Below are 17,494 nucleotides of genomic sequence, written 5' to 3' on the forward strand. Positions count from 1 at the left end.
CTCCCCCAACCCCAGAGGGGACCCCGAAGCCCCCAATCCCCACTCCCTGTCGGTCGTGGGGGCCGGTGAGTCCCCCATGTAGACGCCCGCAGGGCGGCTTAAGGCAGAGTACCCGTAAGAGTCATTGGTCATTGGTAAGGGTTTCAAGCATATTTATGTTTCGTAACATAGCTTGATTTATTTCCACTGACTTACTTAGTTGAGCAAAATTAAATTCATTTGTGGAAAAAGGGAACGGGGAACGGGGAACTCTTAACAGTAAAACAATGTGTGTAATTAATTCTGTCTGATTACCTAAGATAATTTTTATTTAATTTTTTGCGTAACTATACTCAGTCTCTTCATTTTAAATTAATGAAACTTAAAGAAAAAATTAAGTAATTTTTAAATATAAATTAAGTATCAGTTAATAATTTAGTAGAATCTCATTGCTCTAGAAGTGCTAGTAGCCATAAAGTTCAGCAAACAACTAATTCAGCAGTACTTAAAGGAAGAACTTATACAATAATCGCCTATGCAGCAGTTGTAGTTTTGTTTACTGCATTCGCGATCGTTCTTACGAATATGATTAGATACACAGTTCTTAATAGGAGCAATACCCAAAGAAATGTATACTCTGCTTGCAGTATCATCCTATTTACGTATATGCTGCTACAGAAATTAAAAGTCACAATTAACACCAATATCTAACGATAGGATTTAAAAGTTTGTATATTTAAACTCTGAAGATACCGTGACTCATCCTATATATACTGCTATCACCTTTGCTCCTGTGCAAGGGTTTATCGAAAAATCCCGGAAACTAAGAGACTTATATGGTGCATCTCTAATTCTGTCTCATCTAAGCAAAAAGATAGTTGATGCTGTTAATCAGCTTCCAAATTGTGAAGTTATATCTCCTGGACTGCCCAATTTAGAAAAGGGAATGCCAAATCGGATACTGATTAAAGGGGAATTGAGCCAAGATAAAGTCCAGAGGCTTTTGTTGGATGAGTGGCAGAAAATTTTACAAGTATGTCGGTCGTGGATAGATGATCCAGAAAATGGAAAATTACGCGAATTAGATTACTCCTGGGATAAAGAATGGCGAAACTGGGGTCACTATGCTTGGGAAGTATTTTGGGGACAGGGAAGCGGAAAGACAGAAGATGAAGGAATCATCTTGGCAATGGAGGACTTAGAAACTCGCAAACTCTCTCGTGCTTGGAAAGCAATTAATTGGATTGGAGAAAGTTCTAGTTTAACAGGTGCAGATGGAATAGCATTTCCTGGATTGGGCGCAGAAACTCGCAACCCTAAGCATCTGAATTATAGTTGTGAAAAAAAGGAAATCGAACAATTTTATCAACGTCTTGCAGAGGTTACTGAAGAGGTAGATAAATCTGACAATATAACAGAGGAATCAACAGAATCTGAAGATGAAAGTGAAGATGAACAGATAGAAGGTAAGTTTATTGATCCTAATGAAAAACTGAGTATCCCTGAATTAGTAAAACGTTTGGTGACTAGGGATGATATAGCCAACACTATTGGAATGGAGAAATTAGATAGAGGTTTTAAGGAAATTCAGCGTAAACCAACTAATAATAGACGAGGACAATGGACAGGTTGGTTTATGGGAGATGGCGATAAAGTGGGAGATAAACTCAAAGAAATAGCTAGACAAAGAGGAGAACAGGGAATAAAGGATTTCAGTTATGAAATGCGAAACTGGGGAAAAAACTTTTATAACAATTTTTATAAAGAAACTAGGTTAGGGCGAGTTATTTATGCAGGAGGTGATGATTTTCTCGGAGTAATTTATAGTAGAAATCCCAGAAAGCCCGTGAAGCCATTAGCTGCATTTGAATGGTTAATGACTTTGCGCTCTAAGTGGAGAGAAAATAAACAAGAATGTAACCAGGTTAATTTAAGTGTCGGGTTTGTGTGGGTTGCTGGTAGCGTACCCCAAAGAGATGTACTCCAACATTGCCGTGAAGCAGAGAAACTAGCAAAAAGTCGGGGACGCAATCGGGTGACAATTCGTGTTGTCTTCAACAGTGGACAATATGTGCAGTGGACTTGTCCTTGGGATTATTTGCATATTTTGAAGAAATATAGTGACCGAAATGGGGAATCAAATTGGAGTCACGTATACGGCGATTTAGCTCAACTTGATGCACGTCATGCCTTCGAGTTTAAGCCTTCAGCAATAGATTACAAATTTGCAATTGAATTTTTTGATCTTTATTTTCCTGGGGAAGGGGAATATTTAGAATCACATATCGACCATTTGGTTGGTGAGTACGATGATCAATACGATCGCGCTGTTGCTACAACCAATTGGATTCGTAATTTAATATACATCGGCTGGCATTTATGCTCAAATCCTTTGAATACCTGATTGCAATTCGCCCGTTAGGTATGATGTACGGGAGTAAAGGGGCGTTTTTGTCACCTGAAAATCTCGTTGGTCGTTCGGGAACCAAGTTTCCACCTGATGCAAGTACACTTTCTGGGCTAATATTTAGTGCGAATAAAATTAGCAAAACCTATACACAAGAAGAGTTACGTCATGAACTTGTAGTGGCGGGCCCATTTTGGGCAGACTGCGAGGATAAACAAGATTTTTATGTACCTATTCCCTGGCATCAAATTATCTCCGAACATGGAGTTGATACTTGGGTTATCCGTAATGGTCAATGGTATCGAGAAAATGCAGCAAAAAAGCTCGAACCTGACTATCAATGGCAAAAAATTGGTGCTTGGGGTAAACCAGCCCGCGTCATCAAATCAAACCAGTCGGCGGCAAAATCACCGTGGAAAAGCGTCAGCTTTTTACATCCGCAGATGGAAGTTAATCAACGCTGCGTCAAAAATTCGGGTGGTTTGTTTCTAGAAAGCGCGGTTCAACTACCAGAGGAATATTGTTTGGTTTACCTAGCGACTTATCCCATCGAAGCAGGATGGTATCGTTTCGGGGGTGAAAACCATATCGTCGAAATCGAGTGCGAGAAAATTACCCGCAAAAAGATACTCGAACTATTTGAGCAACCAATTGAACGTGCATTCGCATTAATTGTACCCGGTGTTTGGGGTTCGACGCGGTTTTCGCACCGCTACCCCCTTGAGTTTGAGGAAACCTTTGGCACGCCACTACTCTTAACCGATAAACCTATCCCCTACCGCTACCGCGCCACAGGTAGGTTAGGACGCGGACGTTACGCAGTTCCAGCAGGAAGCGTATATGTCTTAAATAAACCAATTGGTAAATCATGGCGGAATTGGGACGAAACGTGGTTTCCTAACGAAGGCTACAGCCTGCAAAAAGTTGGCTGTGGATTATGTCTACCTGTGAATATTGATGGAGTTGAGTAATGTACAAACGCGCACACGGTATCATTGAAACCCTTTCTCCACTGCACGTTGGTGCGGCAGCTGGAGAAGAAAGCGGTAATTTGAACCTGATTTTCCGCGACCAGTTCACCCAAACTGGTATTATTCCTGCTAGTTCTCTACGCGGTCGCTTTCGTGCAGATATGCGTCAATGTTTTGATGACGAAGCGCAAGGAAATGCACAGGTTAACTATTGGTATGGCGAAGCAGCGGACTCGGAGCGATCAAATGTCAATAACGAGTCTATCGTTAAATTTGAACACGCATCAATTATCTGGTTTCCCGTATTTAGTCCCGGACAACCAATGGTTTGGGTGAGTTCTCCCCGTCTCCTCAAACGCTACAAACGCATTACTGAAATGACTCAAGAAGTACCCGAACCTTATACCGGTTCTCGCAAGCTGAGGACACGCGAAGCACGGGGTCAAAGAACCTTGTTTTTTAACATCGGATTTTTGACAATCGATAATGGCATCACAAACCTATCGGCGTGGTTTCTGAATGGTGAAGAATTACCTGCGGTTATCGTTGATGATGCTGACATTGGGATGATTCACGACATGGCGCTTTATCGCCAAAGTCGAGTCAGGCTTAAAGAAGACCAAAAAGTAGTTGATGATAACGGATTTTTTAATACAGAAGCGTTACCAGAAGGAACGATTTTAGTGTTTCCAATCGCATTACGGAAAACGGACGCAACATGGAACCCTTTCAATGGTAAGCGGAAGGCTGAAATGTACCTTGGTGGACTAGAATCGATTGGTTTTGGATACTGCGAGTTGACACTTAAGGGGGTATAGGCATGAGTTGGTATCCGTATAATTTAGACCGTGAAGCACAGCGCCTTGTCCTCAAATACCGCAACGACGATGTGATTAAAGAATCGCACAGAATGCGGACAACGGTTGCATACGGTTTGGAAAGATTTTGGGGAGAACACTTACGCTTGTTGACTAAAAGCGACGCCAAGGAACAAGCAAAAGGTAGGTATTGGTGTGAAACCTGGCAAAAGTTCGCAACTATTATGACGCGAACCGGGATTACTCTTCCCAAGAATAATGTTTCTAATCATGACACGGAACAGATTCAAGCTGTTGCCCAAGAACTTTGGAACCTTTCCCTTGAAGACCAACGAATTTGCTTGGCGGTGCTAACACAGTTCTGTGACAGCCTTGTGTGGTGGACGCAGCGATACAAGAGAAGAGAACAGGAGAACGTGAATGATGACGCATAATGCCAATGAAGTTCCGTTAATGTTTCAAGCGCAGATATCAGGGCGCGGTCAAATGCAATATATCGATCGCCATCAAGAAAATCCAGCCTATCGCTGGGTGGATGAGTGGCTTGAAGGAACTGCACAGCGTCTACCAAATTTGCTGACAAAACAAAACACCGCAAATTTCCGTAAAAAAGAGTGTAAAATTACATGGAGATTTGTAACCAATAGTGGTAGTGATGCTGATTTTATTCGTCCTGTCATCGCTGCTAATGGGTTTCCATTCTATCCGGGTGCAAGCATGAAAGGTGCATTCCTACGGGCTTGTACTCACGAACAAGCACAACGGTATTGTGGTAGCAAGAATAAAAATGGTGACACTGAACCGGGAATTCTGCGATTTCATGGCGGATATCCGCGCGATGCGACGTGGCGCAACCAGTCTTTAGTCGATATTGTCCATCCACAACAACCCTGGCAAGTCAAAAATAATACTAAAAACGATGGAGCATTTGCACTCATTTCCTTGTATCAACCAACGCTCGTATTTGCAATATCGAGTAGCAACAAACTAGACGAAACTATATGGGAGGAAATTTGGCAGATTTGGGAAACCGCCTTGGAACGGGGAATTGGTTCCCGCACAAGTGCGGGGTACGGACAACCTGTAAAACACTCGCAAAACAAGTTGCTGAAAATTTGGTTACACGGACAAGGTTTAGCGTCTAAATTACTAGATGGTTCTGAAGAGTTCCGCCCTAATATGTTTAAAGCCGCTTTACGCGGACATACGTTAAGGCTTTTTGGCGGTGTCACCGATGCGGTAACAGCAGAAGACTTGACAAACGAACTTTGGGGAGGATTTAAGCGTGATGGTGCAGTGGCTGGGGTTTTAGGTATAGCTTTTAACTCCATTGAGTTGGAATTAAGTGAATATAGGTATAGAAACGATAATGGTAACTGGGTTTCAATGCCTACCTATGAGTTAGAGGAAGGAATTTTGACCTTATTTTCTACTTGCAATCTCTCAGAAAATGAAAGCAAAAGATTGAGAACCCTTGCAATCAACCTGATCAAATTTACTTTACTCCTGAGTGGGTTTGGTAAGTCATGGCGACGAGTTGACCATCGTATCTTTTTCAATGATTATGTTAGAAATCAGGTCAATCCGATGATTGGATGTCATTGGGAATTTACTGAATTGTCGAAAAATTTATATTATCCTATTAATAAATTAAGTGATATTACGGTTTTTTTACACAATCTGCGTGAAAGAAATCTAAGAGACTGGTTACAAATCAAACAAAAACCTTTACGCGACACACCAGCACCTTGGCGTGAAGCATGGCATCCTAATAACGTCGAAGTATGGGGACGCATTGCTAGAGATGAAGACGACTGTTTGGCGGTGCGCTGGTTTCACAGTAACTATAACACCAACGCCTCGATTAAAGGCTCAATTTTAACTGGAAGAATTAATCAAATTGGTCGGATTTGGCATCGCATGTATCCTCGATATATCAAGACGGAGGACGGTGACTTACAACGTCAAGGTGACGAATTTATCGAACTGTTAACAATTTTTCCCAACCGCGAAGATGAGAGAACACGGGGGTTTCTGGAATTCCTCGCTCAACACAGACGGTTTACTCAACTATATCCACAGGAGCGTAGACTATGACAACGTGGATTGTCACAACGGGTAACATCGACGTACAAATTCTACGCGATCGCAAAAATAACTGGGGTTCCTTATACAGTGATGTACGCGATGACCTTGTATGTAATGAATTTGCCAATCTCTCAAAGTTGAACCCTTATGACCGAGACTCAAACTACACCGCACCTGCCCGTGTTATAGGTTGTGTCTACGGTCATCGTCTCGATGATTATCAAGATTTAATATTTCCGTTGCTTGACACTTTTTGCCGTTATTTTCAGCAAAAAAATATCAAACCTGAACGAATTATAGTTTTGTTGACCGATCAATCACAGATTTTTTCTGAAGAACAGATACTTTATTGTTGTTAAATATTTGAGAGGTTCTAAAACAGAATGTGGTTCTGATGTAATGAAAATATATAATGAACATGTCAAAGAGCCATTTTTTAAAGCACTCCAGCTACTTGAATTGCCATTTACACGTGAAAAATTACAAAAACGCCTTCAAGAGATTGCTAATATGTTATAGGTGATTTATAAAGTGAATATTAAGGATCTCTAACCCTTACGTCGATTGTAGATTCCACCTTAATCCCCCTTTTTTTAGGGGGGTTGTGGGGATGAGATTTTCTTTATAAATGAACTCTTAGAGTCAGTGACTTAGCTTTTTTTGTGTTAAGCGCGATCGCCAACGAAAGTTACGGTGCAGAAGAATTATCTCTTCTGTTTTTACTTTTAACTTTTATTTTTCACTTGTTTGACAAATCCACGCACCCCAGTAAAAGGGATGCTCAAGCGGTGCATCTTCTTCATAACAATCAATTTTACTTTGTGGTGATAATTCCTTTACTCCCAAAAGTTCTTTCAACACTTCCATACCCAAAGCAGATTGCCGCAATTTTTTTACCGTAATTTTACGTATATAATTTTGAGCATTCTGTAACGCTTCAGTACGCCCCATCCCTGATTGCAAGTTATCAAAAAACCGATCCATCAATAGCGCAGTTGCTCTATCAGGTACTTTCCACAGGCTCATTACAAGTGTTTTTGAACCTGCAACAGCAAAAGCACGACGCAATCCAAATACACCTTCGCCAATTTTAATATCTCCTCTGGCAGTATCGCAGGCAGACAATACAGTCAGTTCGTTCGCCCACAAGTCCAAGCTGGCGATCTCCTGAGCAAAGACAAAGCCTTTACCTGCTTGGGGTGGTAGATTACCCCCAGATAACCAAGTATTTGCACCCGCAAGAGCAAGTCCAGAACGCATCATCGGGTTTTTTACCTTTGACACCTCAAAACGCTTTATCCCCAACTCTTCACGCTTCATCTTAGGTGGTGCTTGCGGCGAGTCGGGTAAAAATAAACCGTGAGTGGCGATGAGCATAACTTTGGGACACTTACTACTGGTTAGGTGGGTTTCAAGTGCTTGTGTTCCCATATATAACCGTGCATCTGGTAGCTTTTTGGCGACACTTTCACCAAGAAACCTTGTACCGATCGCGCGAGATAAAACCTCACCATCAAGAGTATCGATAAATTCTTCTCTCCCTGGTTCTTTTACTTCCTCAATCTTCTGCTCACTAGCCAAATCAAAATCTGGATCGGCAATTACAATCGGTGCATCCGCAGTGCGTGCAGTCTGTACTCTAGAACGGAGCATGTCCCGCCCGACACCTAAATACGAGATGATGTATTCATCCATGAGCAGGTGTGTACCTGTCTGATCAATTGGTAATATTTGAAACGGCAATAAGTTCAGATTCCCATCCGGTGCAACGATCAGATGTTCGTAACCTTGCACCACCTCACGGATCGGCTCAAAAAGCACTCGACTCAGTTGAATAGCTACCGTTGGATCGTATTGTTTAACTTGCAATTTAGGTAGGTCAGCGACTTTTCCCCACGCCAGGGTTTTTTTAGTTGGGTCACAAGCAAGCGATCGCAATGCTAAAATCAGCTCATCTATAGCTTCGGCTTCTCCTAAATCGATCATCTGCACTGCATCTGGTTGTCCAGTTCTTAAGACAAATGCCAGATAACGAGCAGGATGCCATTGTATTTCTCCTCTGGCTGGGATTGCATGAAAATCGAAGACATCGAACCGGACAAATTCAACTAATATCGCATTAGTTGGTAATGCCTCTGCTACTGCAAAGCGATCGCCAAGTTTCTCTGTTAATTGAATTTCTGGTACTTGAGCTGCTAGTTGTTTTTGTAAGTGGTTATATCTAGCCTCCAGTCCTGCTAACTCTTTCTGGTAGGTAGTGAAATCACTGATTTGAGGAGTAGAAAAAGTCAACTTTACCAACTGTGCATTCAAATCAGCCAGTTGACGAAACTGTTCTTGGAGATGGGGATAGCGATTGCTATATAAGGCTTCATTTTGAGCAGCCAGTGACGCGGCTGTTAAAGCTTTGCGTTTGAGGACAAAATCTAACGCTTGCTGCAAAGCATATTCTGAACTAGGAAGATGCTTGTAAATTAGAGAGAGAAATAAATCGAAACTACCTCTGATTTTCTCAATCCAAGCTATCCGGTCATTTTCTGAACTAAGAGGGTGTTTGAAAAGTCGAGTATGTTGTAAAAAAGCTCTCTCAGTATACGCTGTGAATAGATAGTAAACAGCACCGAGAGAGTGGTATGAGTAAAGCTTACCCCAGCAACCTGAGCTTGGAACAATATAAATTGATTAGTGACCTAATTCCAGAAGCAAAACCGGGTGGTCGTAAGCGTGAAGTCGATATGTGGCAAGTCCTAAACGCGATTTTCTACATTTTGGTAGAAGGAGTCAGATGGCGATCGCTACCAGGGGATTTTCCAGCTTGGCAAACGGTCTATACGTACTTTCGCAATTGGCGTAAAGACGGGACTTGGCTAAAAATCCACGACAGTCGTAAGAGTTTGGGTTCGCATAGAACATCAACGCCATCCAAGTCCATCCGAGGCAATAATTGACAGCCAAAGTGTTAAAAGTGCAGCAATGGTGAGCCAGTTAGTTGGTTTTGATGCAGGTAAAAAGATCATCGGAAATTGAATTAATGGAAACTTTGTTGAATTGTTTCCACAATACTGCACCGCCAAACTTTAAACTTCTTCGGAAGTTGAATTAATGGAAACTTGGCCGTTTAGTCCATTACCTTTTCTCAAATGAATGCCTTTAAACTTCTTCATTGGGAAGCCAAACTGCGAACCTTTGTACTGCATCCCTACGCCGGAGAAGTGAGTTACCGTCAGTGTATTGACTTGCAGGTACGCGAATATCTCGCCTGTTTGCTAGGCGATGTCGAATACTACCGTCCCTTAGCGTTGAAATTCAACCCTGCAAGCGAAGTTAAAAGTCAAAAGTTAAAAGTCAAAAGTCAAAAGACTTTCTTTTACCTTTTTACTTTTTACTTATCTTGTTCCGTTTAGTTTTCACTCTTCAAGCTCAAAAACAACTTGATGCATTATCCGCAAAAGACCGCAAGCAATACAACAAAGCTTTTGAATGTTTCGCTAATAATGGCCCGGCTTATCGCAGCTTGAGAAGCCATCGGTATCGCTGCAAAAACGGTGATATTTGGAGTTCTTCTGCTTCGATGGCGAAACGGTTTTACTGGCGTTACACGGAGGAACAAAGTATTGAGGTGACACATATAGATTCGCACTAATTAAGTCAAAAGGTAAAAGTTAAAAGTAAAAAGAAGATTGTTCATCTAATAACTTTTGACTTTTTACCTTTCTCTTCCTTTTTCTTTCTTTTGCCTTTTAACTTTTTACTTTTGCCTTATTCGGTCAAAGGCTATTTCATCCTCGTCGCAACAACAGATACCACCCGAAACCCGATGTTCAGCTTCCTGGCGTCTGGGACGCCGTAGTTGCTGCGAGTGGCAGAACGACATTTTCCAGGATTGTTGTTCCAAGAACCACCGCGCATCAGTCGGTTTTGAATATCATTTGTATTCTCATCTATCCACGCACTCCCATCTGTGGGTGCTCCCTCGTAGTTTTCATGCCAAGTATCTGCACACCATTCCCAGACTAACCCGTGCATGTCGTATAAACCAAAGGCATTAGCAACCTGAAACATCCCAACTGGAGTAGTTTCGCTACGATTTATACCTTTATCTTCAGAACCATAGATATAGCTGCAATTATAATTCGCCAAATCACTTGAAATCGTCTCACCAAAGTGAAATGGGGTTGTTGTTCCCGCACGACATGCATATTCCCACTCGGCTTCGCTTGGCAGCCGAAATTCCTGCCCTGTTTTTTGAGAAAGTCTGGCACAAAATTCTACAGCATCGTACCAATTCACTTGCTCGACAGGACGATCGCCGCCTTTGAAGTAAGACGGTTTGGGATCAAGGTTACGCTCTACCTTTGGCAGTGATGCGATCGCCTGCCACTGCACCTGGGTAACTGGATACTTACCCATTAAGAATGACGAGATGGTCACTTGATGCTGGGGACGCTCACTATTATCTGAGTCTTTCTCTTGTGGAGGTGCACCCATGCAAAATGTACCGCCTGGAATTTGCACCATTTCTAATATGACCTGATTACCAAGGTCTATCTCCACTGTGGGTGGATGTTCCACTAGGCGAATCGACTCTACTGTGTTGTTGATTTGTGCAGTCAGCATGGGAATTTGTTCCCCAAGCTGCTTGAGTGCTTTGGCTGCTTCTCTGCGAACTTTGGCAACTTCGCTGTCATTTTCTAAAAGTCTATGCAAGCGAGGAATAGCTGAGATTGCATCTTTGCCTATAGTTCCCAAATCAGTTGCAGCACGGACACGGTATTCTGCCTCTGGTGCAGAAAGCTCCTGAATTAAAATTCGCACTCGTCGTTGGCGTTGAAATTCCCGGACTTTTTCCAGGTCTAAACCTGCCTTTTCACCCACCTTCTCTGCCACAAAATCAGGAACATGGAACTGTTTCCCTTTCACCTCGCAACAGTCCCGCAGTGCTAACAAAAAGCCTTTAATTTCTTCTGGAAAACCTGGTTTATCATTAGCTGCTTCTATCAAGTTATTCCAAGCTGCTTGATCGTCCCGATAGTTTTGAACCAAATATAACCCTGCTAGATACTCTGCGAGAGGATCGAGGCTGAAGCGCAGTGTTTGATTTTTGACACGAACTAAGGAGAGTCTCCTTTCCAGATACTTAAGGTGTTTTTGAGCGTTTTCTTTTGCTGTTTCTGCAACTGATTCCAAGGATTCCAGGGCTTTTAAAACTTCTGTACAACCAGCAGATTCCGGCTTGAAGGCAGGCTCTATGCATTTCCATGCCACAACCTCAGCAATTTCATGAACCTTTTGATTATCCAGTTCCCCTTGAGTTGATTTATTTAATTCATCCAGGTATTGCAGCATCAAATCAGGCACATTATCTGGTAAATATTCGGTGAATTCACCTTCTTTGGCAGCAATCATCTGATCTGCGTAGAGTTTGACCAGTAGAATGGTGATGCCTTGTTTATTAGGTTCTATTTGCTCAACTTGCCTGACACTTGCCATCCTCTCAAGGCGGCGATAAGCTTCTGAATAATCTAGTCCATCAAATAGGTGTGCCTTTCCCTTTTTTTCCAAGTATCGGTTGAGAAACGAGGCGAGGCTACTAACGGAAATCCGAAAGGGTTCTATGAAGGTTGGGGCTACTTCTGACCCTAAAATGTCCTTTAGGCGAGAAGTAACGATTAAGGCATTAGCTGGAAATTCCTTATTTTGTGGCTGAATCGCCTTGCGGGTTTCTGCACTCATTTCCGAGAGGTGATCGACAATAACCAAAATCCGCCGCTTCGCTAGCAGTTGCTTCAGTAGCTCCTCTGGGATAGGTTGGCCTTCCTGTGTTAGTTCTTTCAATAGCCCGCCAATGGTTTCTAACAAGGGCTGATCTAATTCTTCCTCAATCAAGATCGGCAGCATTTGGTGTTGGCAGAGGCGTTCATCTTTCTGTTTTGCCATCGACCACTTGGCAATTTGACAGGCAAGACTGGTTTTACCTGACCCACCTTCCCCGCAAATAACCAGCCGCACTTGGGATTTGGCAAAGGTGTTTGTTAGTGCTTTAGCGTTGAAATCCTTGATGTCAACTTTCTGGCTATTCAACACAAAAGGTTCAGCAATGTGTATTTTACGATTCTCAACCGTGGGACGACTATCAAATTGTTCTTGGGCAGTCTTAAGCCGCTTGTTTACCCACGCATCCAGCACCCTGGGATGATACTTGAGAAAGAGTAAGCACCGTAGCGAAACTGGCAAGTTAACAACAGGAATAGTAAAAGTCGCGGGCTTGACCCACTCATCTAGTTGTAACAAAAAGGTAGGGCGAACAATAAAGATGCCAAAATAGCCTACTAAATAACCAACTGCCAGCCATATCCAGGGATTGTTCCCAAACCATTGAATTGCTTGGTAAAGGGGTTGGTCTGTCAGCTGGTTTAACTTAGTTTGCAATGCATTGCGAGTCAGGCGTAAATCCTGGATGTCTTTTTCCTTAGTCTTCCATTTCCGTTTGTCTTTTTCCAAACGCTTGAGAGCTTCTTCCAAATTTTGCTTGAGGGTTTTCAGGTCTTGAATTGCTTGGTAGTCCCACTCTGACAGTGTATCCCCCTGCTTGTGTACCATTCTGCCAATTTGGATCAAAGCAGAAGCTGCATTAGTGCGAACTGCTTCATCACTATCTCCCAAGGCTTCAACTACATCAGGTGCAACTTTCTGGGCATCTACCCCAATCTTTCCCAAACTATAGGCGGCATTAGCTCTAATAGCTGCCTCACTATCACTCAGGGCATTTGCCAATAATGGAACTGCGCCTTCCCCACACTGGACTACGTCATTACGGGCAGCTTTGAGAGCTTTTGCATCCTTGAATTGCTCTATCTTTACGCGAATATCTGCTTGAGTACAATTCTGGGCTTTTATACTACCGCTGAGTAACAACGGTAACGACACACTCAAAAGCGTTGCATTTAGCCATAGAGGTAATTTTTGTTGGATGCCCTTAGCCATGTACTCATACCAAATATGCTATTTTTGCAGCATACAGCAGATTCCAAGTGAATCAAGTACAGTTAGCAAATCCTTCACCCTCTTTCCCTCTCTCAATTTTGGGAGAGGGAAAGAGGGTGAGGGTGTACTTCATTTCCATGCAAAGTGTTGTATCAAATATCTTCTTGCCCACATAAAAAAGGTAGGGTTGTTTCATTTTAAAGAAGTCAACTACCGACTATTTCAAAAGGGCGATCGCATTTCCAAAAAACCTAGTTTCAATATCTTCTGGAGACTAAGGTTGATTCTCACTTTTCAAAAGGGCGATCGCACTTCCAAAAAACCTAGTACTGTATCATTCAGCAAACAGAATAAAATATGTATCAGATCAAAAGTGAATTCCACCAGACACTACATTTTTGCGCGAACCCCTAGCTGTTTTGATCGAACACTTGTTATATAAGTTTCAAAAGCTTATCTGTACTAGCTTTGAGCGATTTTATCTAAAAACGAGGTTCGCGAAAACGCTGAAATCCTTACCAAAAATGATTTCTGGACAATTTTACACATCAAGGTATTTGACAGGCGATGGCTGAAACGGTACTTTTGGATCTGGTTCGCGAAATTGGGTACTGTAAGTCTTTTATTTCAAGGCTTTCAAACTCCAGCGTCTCCACTAACAATGTGGAGGCGAATTAATGGAAACGGAAGTTTCCAACCCCCAGGCGGATCTGCAAGATCTCTCCACTAACAATGTGGAGGCGAATTAATGGAAACCGCTTCAGGGGCAATGCTCCATCGATGGGAGATGGTCTCCACTAACAATGTGGAGGCGAATTAATGGAAACTGGAATATCTCGATGATCCTTTTATGCTTCTAGATCTCCACTAACAATGTGGAGGCGAATTAATGGAAACGCTCTGCCTTCAAAGCAACATCAATATAAGATTGTCTCCACTAACAATGTGGAGGCGAATTAATGGAAACAGAAATTCGCTGGTATCATCTCTTGATACTACAGAGTCTCCACTAATACCGATTTGAAAAAAGAATGCGACAAATAGATATTGTAGAGACGCGCCATGGCGCGTCTCTACATCAGGATCTGTTACAAACATTTATTGAATCGGTATAAAAATGTAGAGGCGAATTAATCAAATCCTAGCAGCACCCCCCCAACCAGTACCTCACAACTAACAATAAAGTATAAATTGATACTATTCCACAGTAACACTCTTAGCAAGATTACGAGGCTGATCTACATCCAAGCCGCGACGGGCAGCAATATGATAAGCCAGTAATTGCAAAGGAATCACACTTAGGATGGGGGAAAGTAATTCATCCACAAAAGAAAGGGGAATGAGATCGTTAAATATTTCCGCTGCTTCTCCCTCTTTGACAGGTGTAACACCAATTAACCTAGAATCACGAGCTTTTGCTTCTTGAGCATTAGAGATAACTTTTTCGTAGACACTACCAGGTACAGCGATCGCCACTACTGGTACTTTTGCATCCAACAAAGCGATAGGGCCGTGCTTCATTTCGCCAGCTGGGTAGCCTTCAGCGTGAATGTAGCTAATTTCCTTTAGTTTCAACGCTCCTTCCAAGGCAATAGGAAAGTTTATTCCTCTACCCAAAAAGATGAAATCTTGTGTTTCAGCAAACTCATGTGCTAGTTGTTCGGTTAATTTTTCTTGGCCTTCCAAATTTGCTTCAATTTCCTTGGGAATCTGCCATAATCCTTTGAGAATATCCTCTAAAATATCTGGAGGAAGTGTTTGACGACGATAGGCTAAATCTAGCGCCAAAGCGTAAAACGCCATTAGTTGGGCAATAAAAGTTTTTGTCGCCGCCACTCCAACTTCAATCCCGGCAAGGGTATTAATGATATGCGGAACCATGTGTCCCAAACTACTTTCTGGGCGATTGGTAATTCCCAAAAGTCGTGCTTGATATTTAGCTTCTCTACCTTGACGTCGTTCTTGTTCCATTGCCAAGGCTGCCAGTGTATCAGCTGTTTCACCGGATTGGGTAACGCCAATAGTGAGCGTATTAGACGTTAGGGGTGAGGGAGCATAGCGGAACTCAGAAGCATACTGTACCTGAGTCGGTATTTCTGCCAGTTGTTCTAGTAAATATTTACCCACTAATGCCGCGTGCCAACTAGTACCGCAAGCGACGATTTGAATTTGCTCTAAATTGGTATAAAGTTCACTTGGCAAACCAATATTGATGGGGGAATCACCACTATTAGTTGCATTCCAATCCGTGTTGAAATAAGCTTCCAAACAAGCTCTTACCACTCCCGGTTGCTCGTAAATTTCCTTGAGCATGAAGTGCTTGAATCCTTGTTTTTCTACCATCATGGGATTCAAGCTGAGTAGACGGGGATGTTTTTTCAACCTTTGGCCAGCAAAGCTGTAAATTTCCACACCCAAAGGAGTGAGACGTGCTATTTCGCCATTTTCCAGGGGTAGCACCGCACGGGTATGGGAAATAATCGCGGGAGTATCGGAAGCACAGAAAAACTCTCCTTGCCCAAAACCAATCACCAAGGGAGCTTGTTGACGAACGACAATGAGTTCATCGGGATAGTCGGCGCAGATAATCGCGATCGCAAATGCACCTTGCAATTTATTAACAGCTTTTCGCACCGACTCTAAGAACACAGAGTCAGAATTAATTTGTCCAAGAGCAATTTCTTCCTCGATCAACTGAGCGATTAAGTGAGGTATGACTTCTGTATCTGTATCTGAGCGAAATTGATGTCCTTGGGTCTTGAGTTGTTCGCGTAGCTCACGATAGTTTTCGATAATACCATTTTGCACCACTGCTACCCGCATCGCCGTATCCATATGGGGATGGGCGTTGTATTCTTCTGGTTTACCATGAGTTGCCCAGCGAGTATGACCGATACCAATTTGAGCGGGGGCATCTAGCTGTTCTAACTTGGAACGCAGGTTGTATAGTTTGCCTTTAGCCCGAACGCAATTAATTTCTCCTTCCCAGATCGTGGCAATTCCCGCAGAATCGTAACCCCGATACTCCAGTTTTTCCAGCCCAGATAACAAAATTTCTGTTGCCGCTTGAGTGCCAACATAGCCAACGATACCGCACATAGCTCACACCACCACATTTTCAGGATGATTAAATCCAGTATAGTTGTTAGCACAATCATCCGACATCAGCAAAGAGCAAAAGAAGCTATATAGCTGTCTTTAGCGTTCATATGCTAAGATTTTTGGACTTTTTTATAGAAAGAGATAAATTTTTTAGGTTGGACATTGCCCACCACTCTGATTGAATGGTGAGGAATGCCCACCCTAAGTTCTAAAAGTGTTTGCTATCCGACTTTATACACTGCCCCTCAAGGGGCAGCAGATTCATTTACACCCCTATGAGGGGTGGGCTTTTCTGCGTTTTAGTAAGCCAGACCCATACTGCGAGTGGTTTCAGCTCCCAGGTAAACCCGGATGCTCAAAAAGTCGGTTGGACAAGCAGTTTCACACCGCTTGCAGCCAACACAGTCTTCTGTGCGGGGGGAAGAGGCTATTTGAGCAGCTCTACAGCCATCCCAGGGAACCATTTCCAACACGTCAGTTGGACAAGCACGGACGCATTGGGTGCAGCCAATACAGGTATCGTAGATTTTTACGGTATGAGACATTAAAAAGGCTCCTTTCCGAGTGTTCTTCTCTGCGAAAGAATCATAATCAAGGCTTAGTTTACCGCAGTGGCTTAGCCGTCGTAATCAAAAGGCTACATAACTTCAAACAACGTAATAGGGATGGTCAATAGTCAATGGTCATTTGTCATTGGTTAGTAGTTAGTGGTTGGTGGTTGGTGGTTGGTGGTTAGTAGTTATTTCTCCCACTCTCCCCATCTCCCCATCTCCCCATCTTCCCCACTCTCCGCGTCCTCTTTGGTCAAATGGATCAAATTTTTGACGAAATGTTAAGTTTTCAATATCAGCCTGAAGTGGGTTGGAAGCCAGCGGTTGAACTACAAAATACAAGTGATAACCTGATCAAATTCCCGGTGTAGAAGGTAAAGATTTAGATATCCAAGTGACTAGGGAAGCAGTCGCTATTACAGATGAACACCGCAATGAAACCAAAGCAGAAAATGGCGGCTATGTACGTTCAAAGTTCGGCGTTGCTGAATTTGGTCATGAATTATGTGTGCATACATTTTTGTAGTTCGATGCCAAATCATTGTAGAGACGTAGCAATGCTACGTCTCTACATACCCGTGAATTGTAAATTCA

General features: G+C 42.7%; 14 protein-coding genes, 1 pseudogene and 1 CRISPR repeat array. Of the genes and pseudogenes, 10 read left to right on the forward strand and 5 right to left on the reverse strand.

Translation table 11 applies throughout. The features are described from left to right. Nucleotides 1–733: 733 nt before the first annotated feature. Genes HXY43_RS25555 through HXY43_RS25580 form a run of 6 tightly spaced genes read left to right on the forward strand, consistent with a single transcriptional unit; the run spans nt 734 to nt 6,622 of the window. Nucleotides 734–2,383: a type III-B CRISPR-associated protein Cas10/Cmr2 gene (locus tag HXY43_RS25555; protein ID WP_290889672.1), complete on the forward strand. Its 1,650-nt coding sequence runs from the start codon at nt 734–736 to the stop codon at nt 2,381–2,383. Then, nucleotides 2,359–3,357, forward strand: coding sequence for a CRISPR-associated protein Cmr3 (locus HXY43_RS25560; RefSeq protein WP_035140284.1), 999 nt, complete (start codon nt 2,359–2,361; stop codon nt 3,355–3,357). The genes HXY43_RS25555 and HXY43_RS25560 overlap by 25 nt, the downstream gene beginning before the upstream one ends. After that, the gene (locus HXY43_RS25565; RefSeq protein WP_290889677.1) at nt 3,357–4,175 is read left to right on the forward strand and encodes an RAMP superfamily CRISPR-associated protein; all 819 of its coding nucleotides are present in this window, start codon (nt 3,357–3,359) and stop codon (nt 4,173–4,175) included. The genes HXY43_RS25560 and HXY43_RS25565 overlap by 1 nt, the downstream gene beginning before the upstream one ends. A gap of 2 nt (nt 4,176–4,177) precedes the next feature. Continuing rightward, nucleotides 4,178–4,609 carry a hypothetical protein gene (locus tag HXY43_RS25570; protein WP_290889680.1) on the forward strand — a complete coding sequence of 144 codons (432 nt, stop codon included), beginning with the start codon at nt 4,178–4,180 and terminating at the stop codon, nt 4,607–4,609. Then, nucleotides 4,596–6,272, forward strand: coding sequence for a hypothetical protein (locus HXY43_RS25575; protein ID WP_367161507.1), 1,677 nt, complete (start codon nt 4,596–4,598; stop codon nt 6,270–6,272). Before HXY43_RS25570 ends, HXY43_RS25575 begins: the two co-directional genes overlap by 14 nt. Then, a complete protein-coding gene (locus tag HXY43_RS25580; RefSeq protein ID WP_290889683.1) occupies nt 6,269–6,622 on the forward strand; it encodes a hypothetical protein in 354 nt (117 codons plus the stop codon). The genes HXY43_RS25575 and HXY43_RS25580 overlap by 4 nt, the downstream gene beginning before the upstream one ends. Before the next feature lie 373 nt (nt 6,623–6,995). On the opposite strand, the gene HXY43_RS25585 is transcribed toward HXY43_RS25580, so the two are convergent. Continuing rightward, nucleotides 6,996–8,705, reverse strand: coding sequence for a CHAT domain-containing protein (locus HXY43_RS25585; protein ID WP_290889686.1), 1,710 nt, complete (start codon nt 8,703–8,705; stop codon nt 6,996–6,998). A gap of 191 nt (nt 8,706–8,896) precedes the next feature. Between HXY43_RS25585 and HXY43_RS25590 the strand changes: the two are divergent. From HXY43_RS25590 to HXY43_RS25600, 3 genes and pseudogenes are all read left to right on the forward strand, one after another. After that, nucleotides 8,897–9,263, forward strand: a pseudogene (locus tag HXY43_RS25590) (transposase); the annotation flags it as partial. Nucleotides 9,264–9,403: 140 nt separating this feature from the next. After that, a complete protein-coding gene (locus HXY43_RS25595) occupies nt 9,404–9,667 on the forward strand; it encodes a hypothetical protein (RefSeq protein ID WP_290889689.1) in 264 nt (87 codons plus the stop codon). Then, nucleotides 9,652–9,906 carry a hypothetical protein gene (locus tag HXY43_RS25600; protein ID WP_290889707.1) on the forward strand — a complete coding sequence of 85 codons (255 nt, stop codon included), beginning with the start codon at nt 9,652–9,654 and terminating at the stop codon, nt 9,904–9,906. Before HXY43_RS25595 ends, HXY43_RS25600 begins: the two co-directional genes overlap by 16 nt. 131 nt (nt 9,907–10,037) lie before the next feature. Here the strand turns inward: HXY43_RS25600 and HXY43_RS25605 are convergent, their stop codons facing one another. The 4 genes from HXY43_RS25605 to HXY43_RS25620 form a co-directional block, all read right to left on the reverse strand. Next, nucleotides 10,038–13,247 carry an SUMF1/EgtB/PvdO family nonheme iron enzyme gene (locus tag HXY43_RS25605; RefSeq protein ID WP_290889692.1) on the reverse strand — a complete coding sequence of 1,070 codons (3,210 nt, stop codon included), beginning with the start codon at nt 13,245–13,247 and terminating at the stop codon, nt 10,038–10,040. A 649-nt stretch (nt 13,248–13,896) separates the two neighbouring features. Beyond that, nucleotides 13,897–14,286: direct repeats of the CRISPR family, unit length 36 nt; unit sequence TCTCCACTAACAATGTGGAGGCGAATTAATGGAAAC. 158 nt (nt 14,287–14,444) lie between these two features. Continuing rightward, complete coding sequence (glmS, locus tag HXY43_RS25610; RefSeq protein ID WP_290889695.1) at nt 14,445–16,346, reverse strand: glutamine--fructose-6-phosphate transaminase (isomerizing); 1,902 nt, start codon at nt 16,344–16,346, stop codon at nt 14,445–14,447. A gap of 302 nt (nt 16,347–16,648) precedes the next feature. Beyond that, nucleotides 16,649–16,894, reverse strand: a complete 246-nt coding sequence (gene psaC / locus HXY43_RS25615; RefSeq protein ID WP_026735504.1) for a photosystem I iron-sulfur center protein PsaC — start codon at nt 16,892–16,894, stop codon at nt 16,649–16,651. Between the two features lie 159 nt (nt 16,895–17,053). Then, a complete protein-coding gene (locus tag HXY43_RS25620; RefSeq protein ID WP_290889698.1) occupies nt 17,054–17,242 on the reverse strand; it encodes a hypothetical protein in 189 nt (62 codons plus the stop codon). A 52-nt stretch (nt 17,243–17,294) separates the two neighbouring features. On the opposite strand from HXY43_RS25620, the gene HXY43_RS25625 reads away from it, so the two are divergent. Next, on the forward strand, nt 17,295–17,426 hold the full coding sequence (locus HXY43_RS25625) for a hypothetical protein (protein ID WP_290889701.1): 132 nt from the start codon (nt 17,295–17,297) through the stop codon (nt 17,424–17,426). Nucleotides 17,427–17,494: the final 68 nt, after the last annotated feature.

The organism is Fischerella sp., from assembly GCF_013388695.1.
Classification (GTDB): Bacteria; Cyanobacteriota; Cyanobacteriia; order Cyanobacteriales; family Nostocaceae; genus PCC9605.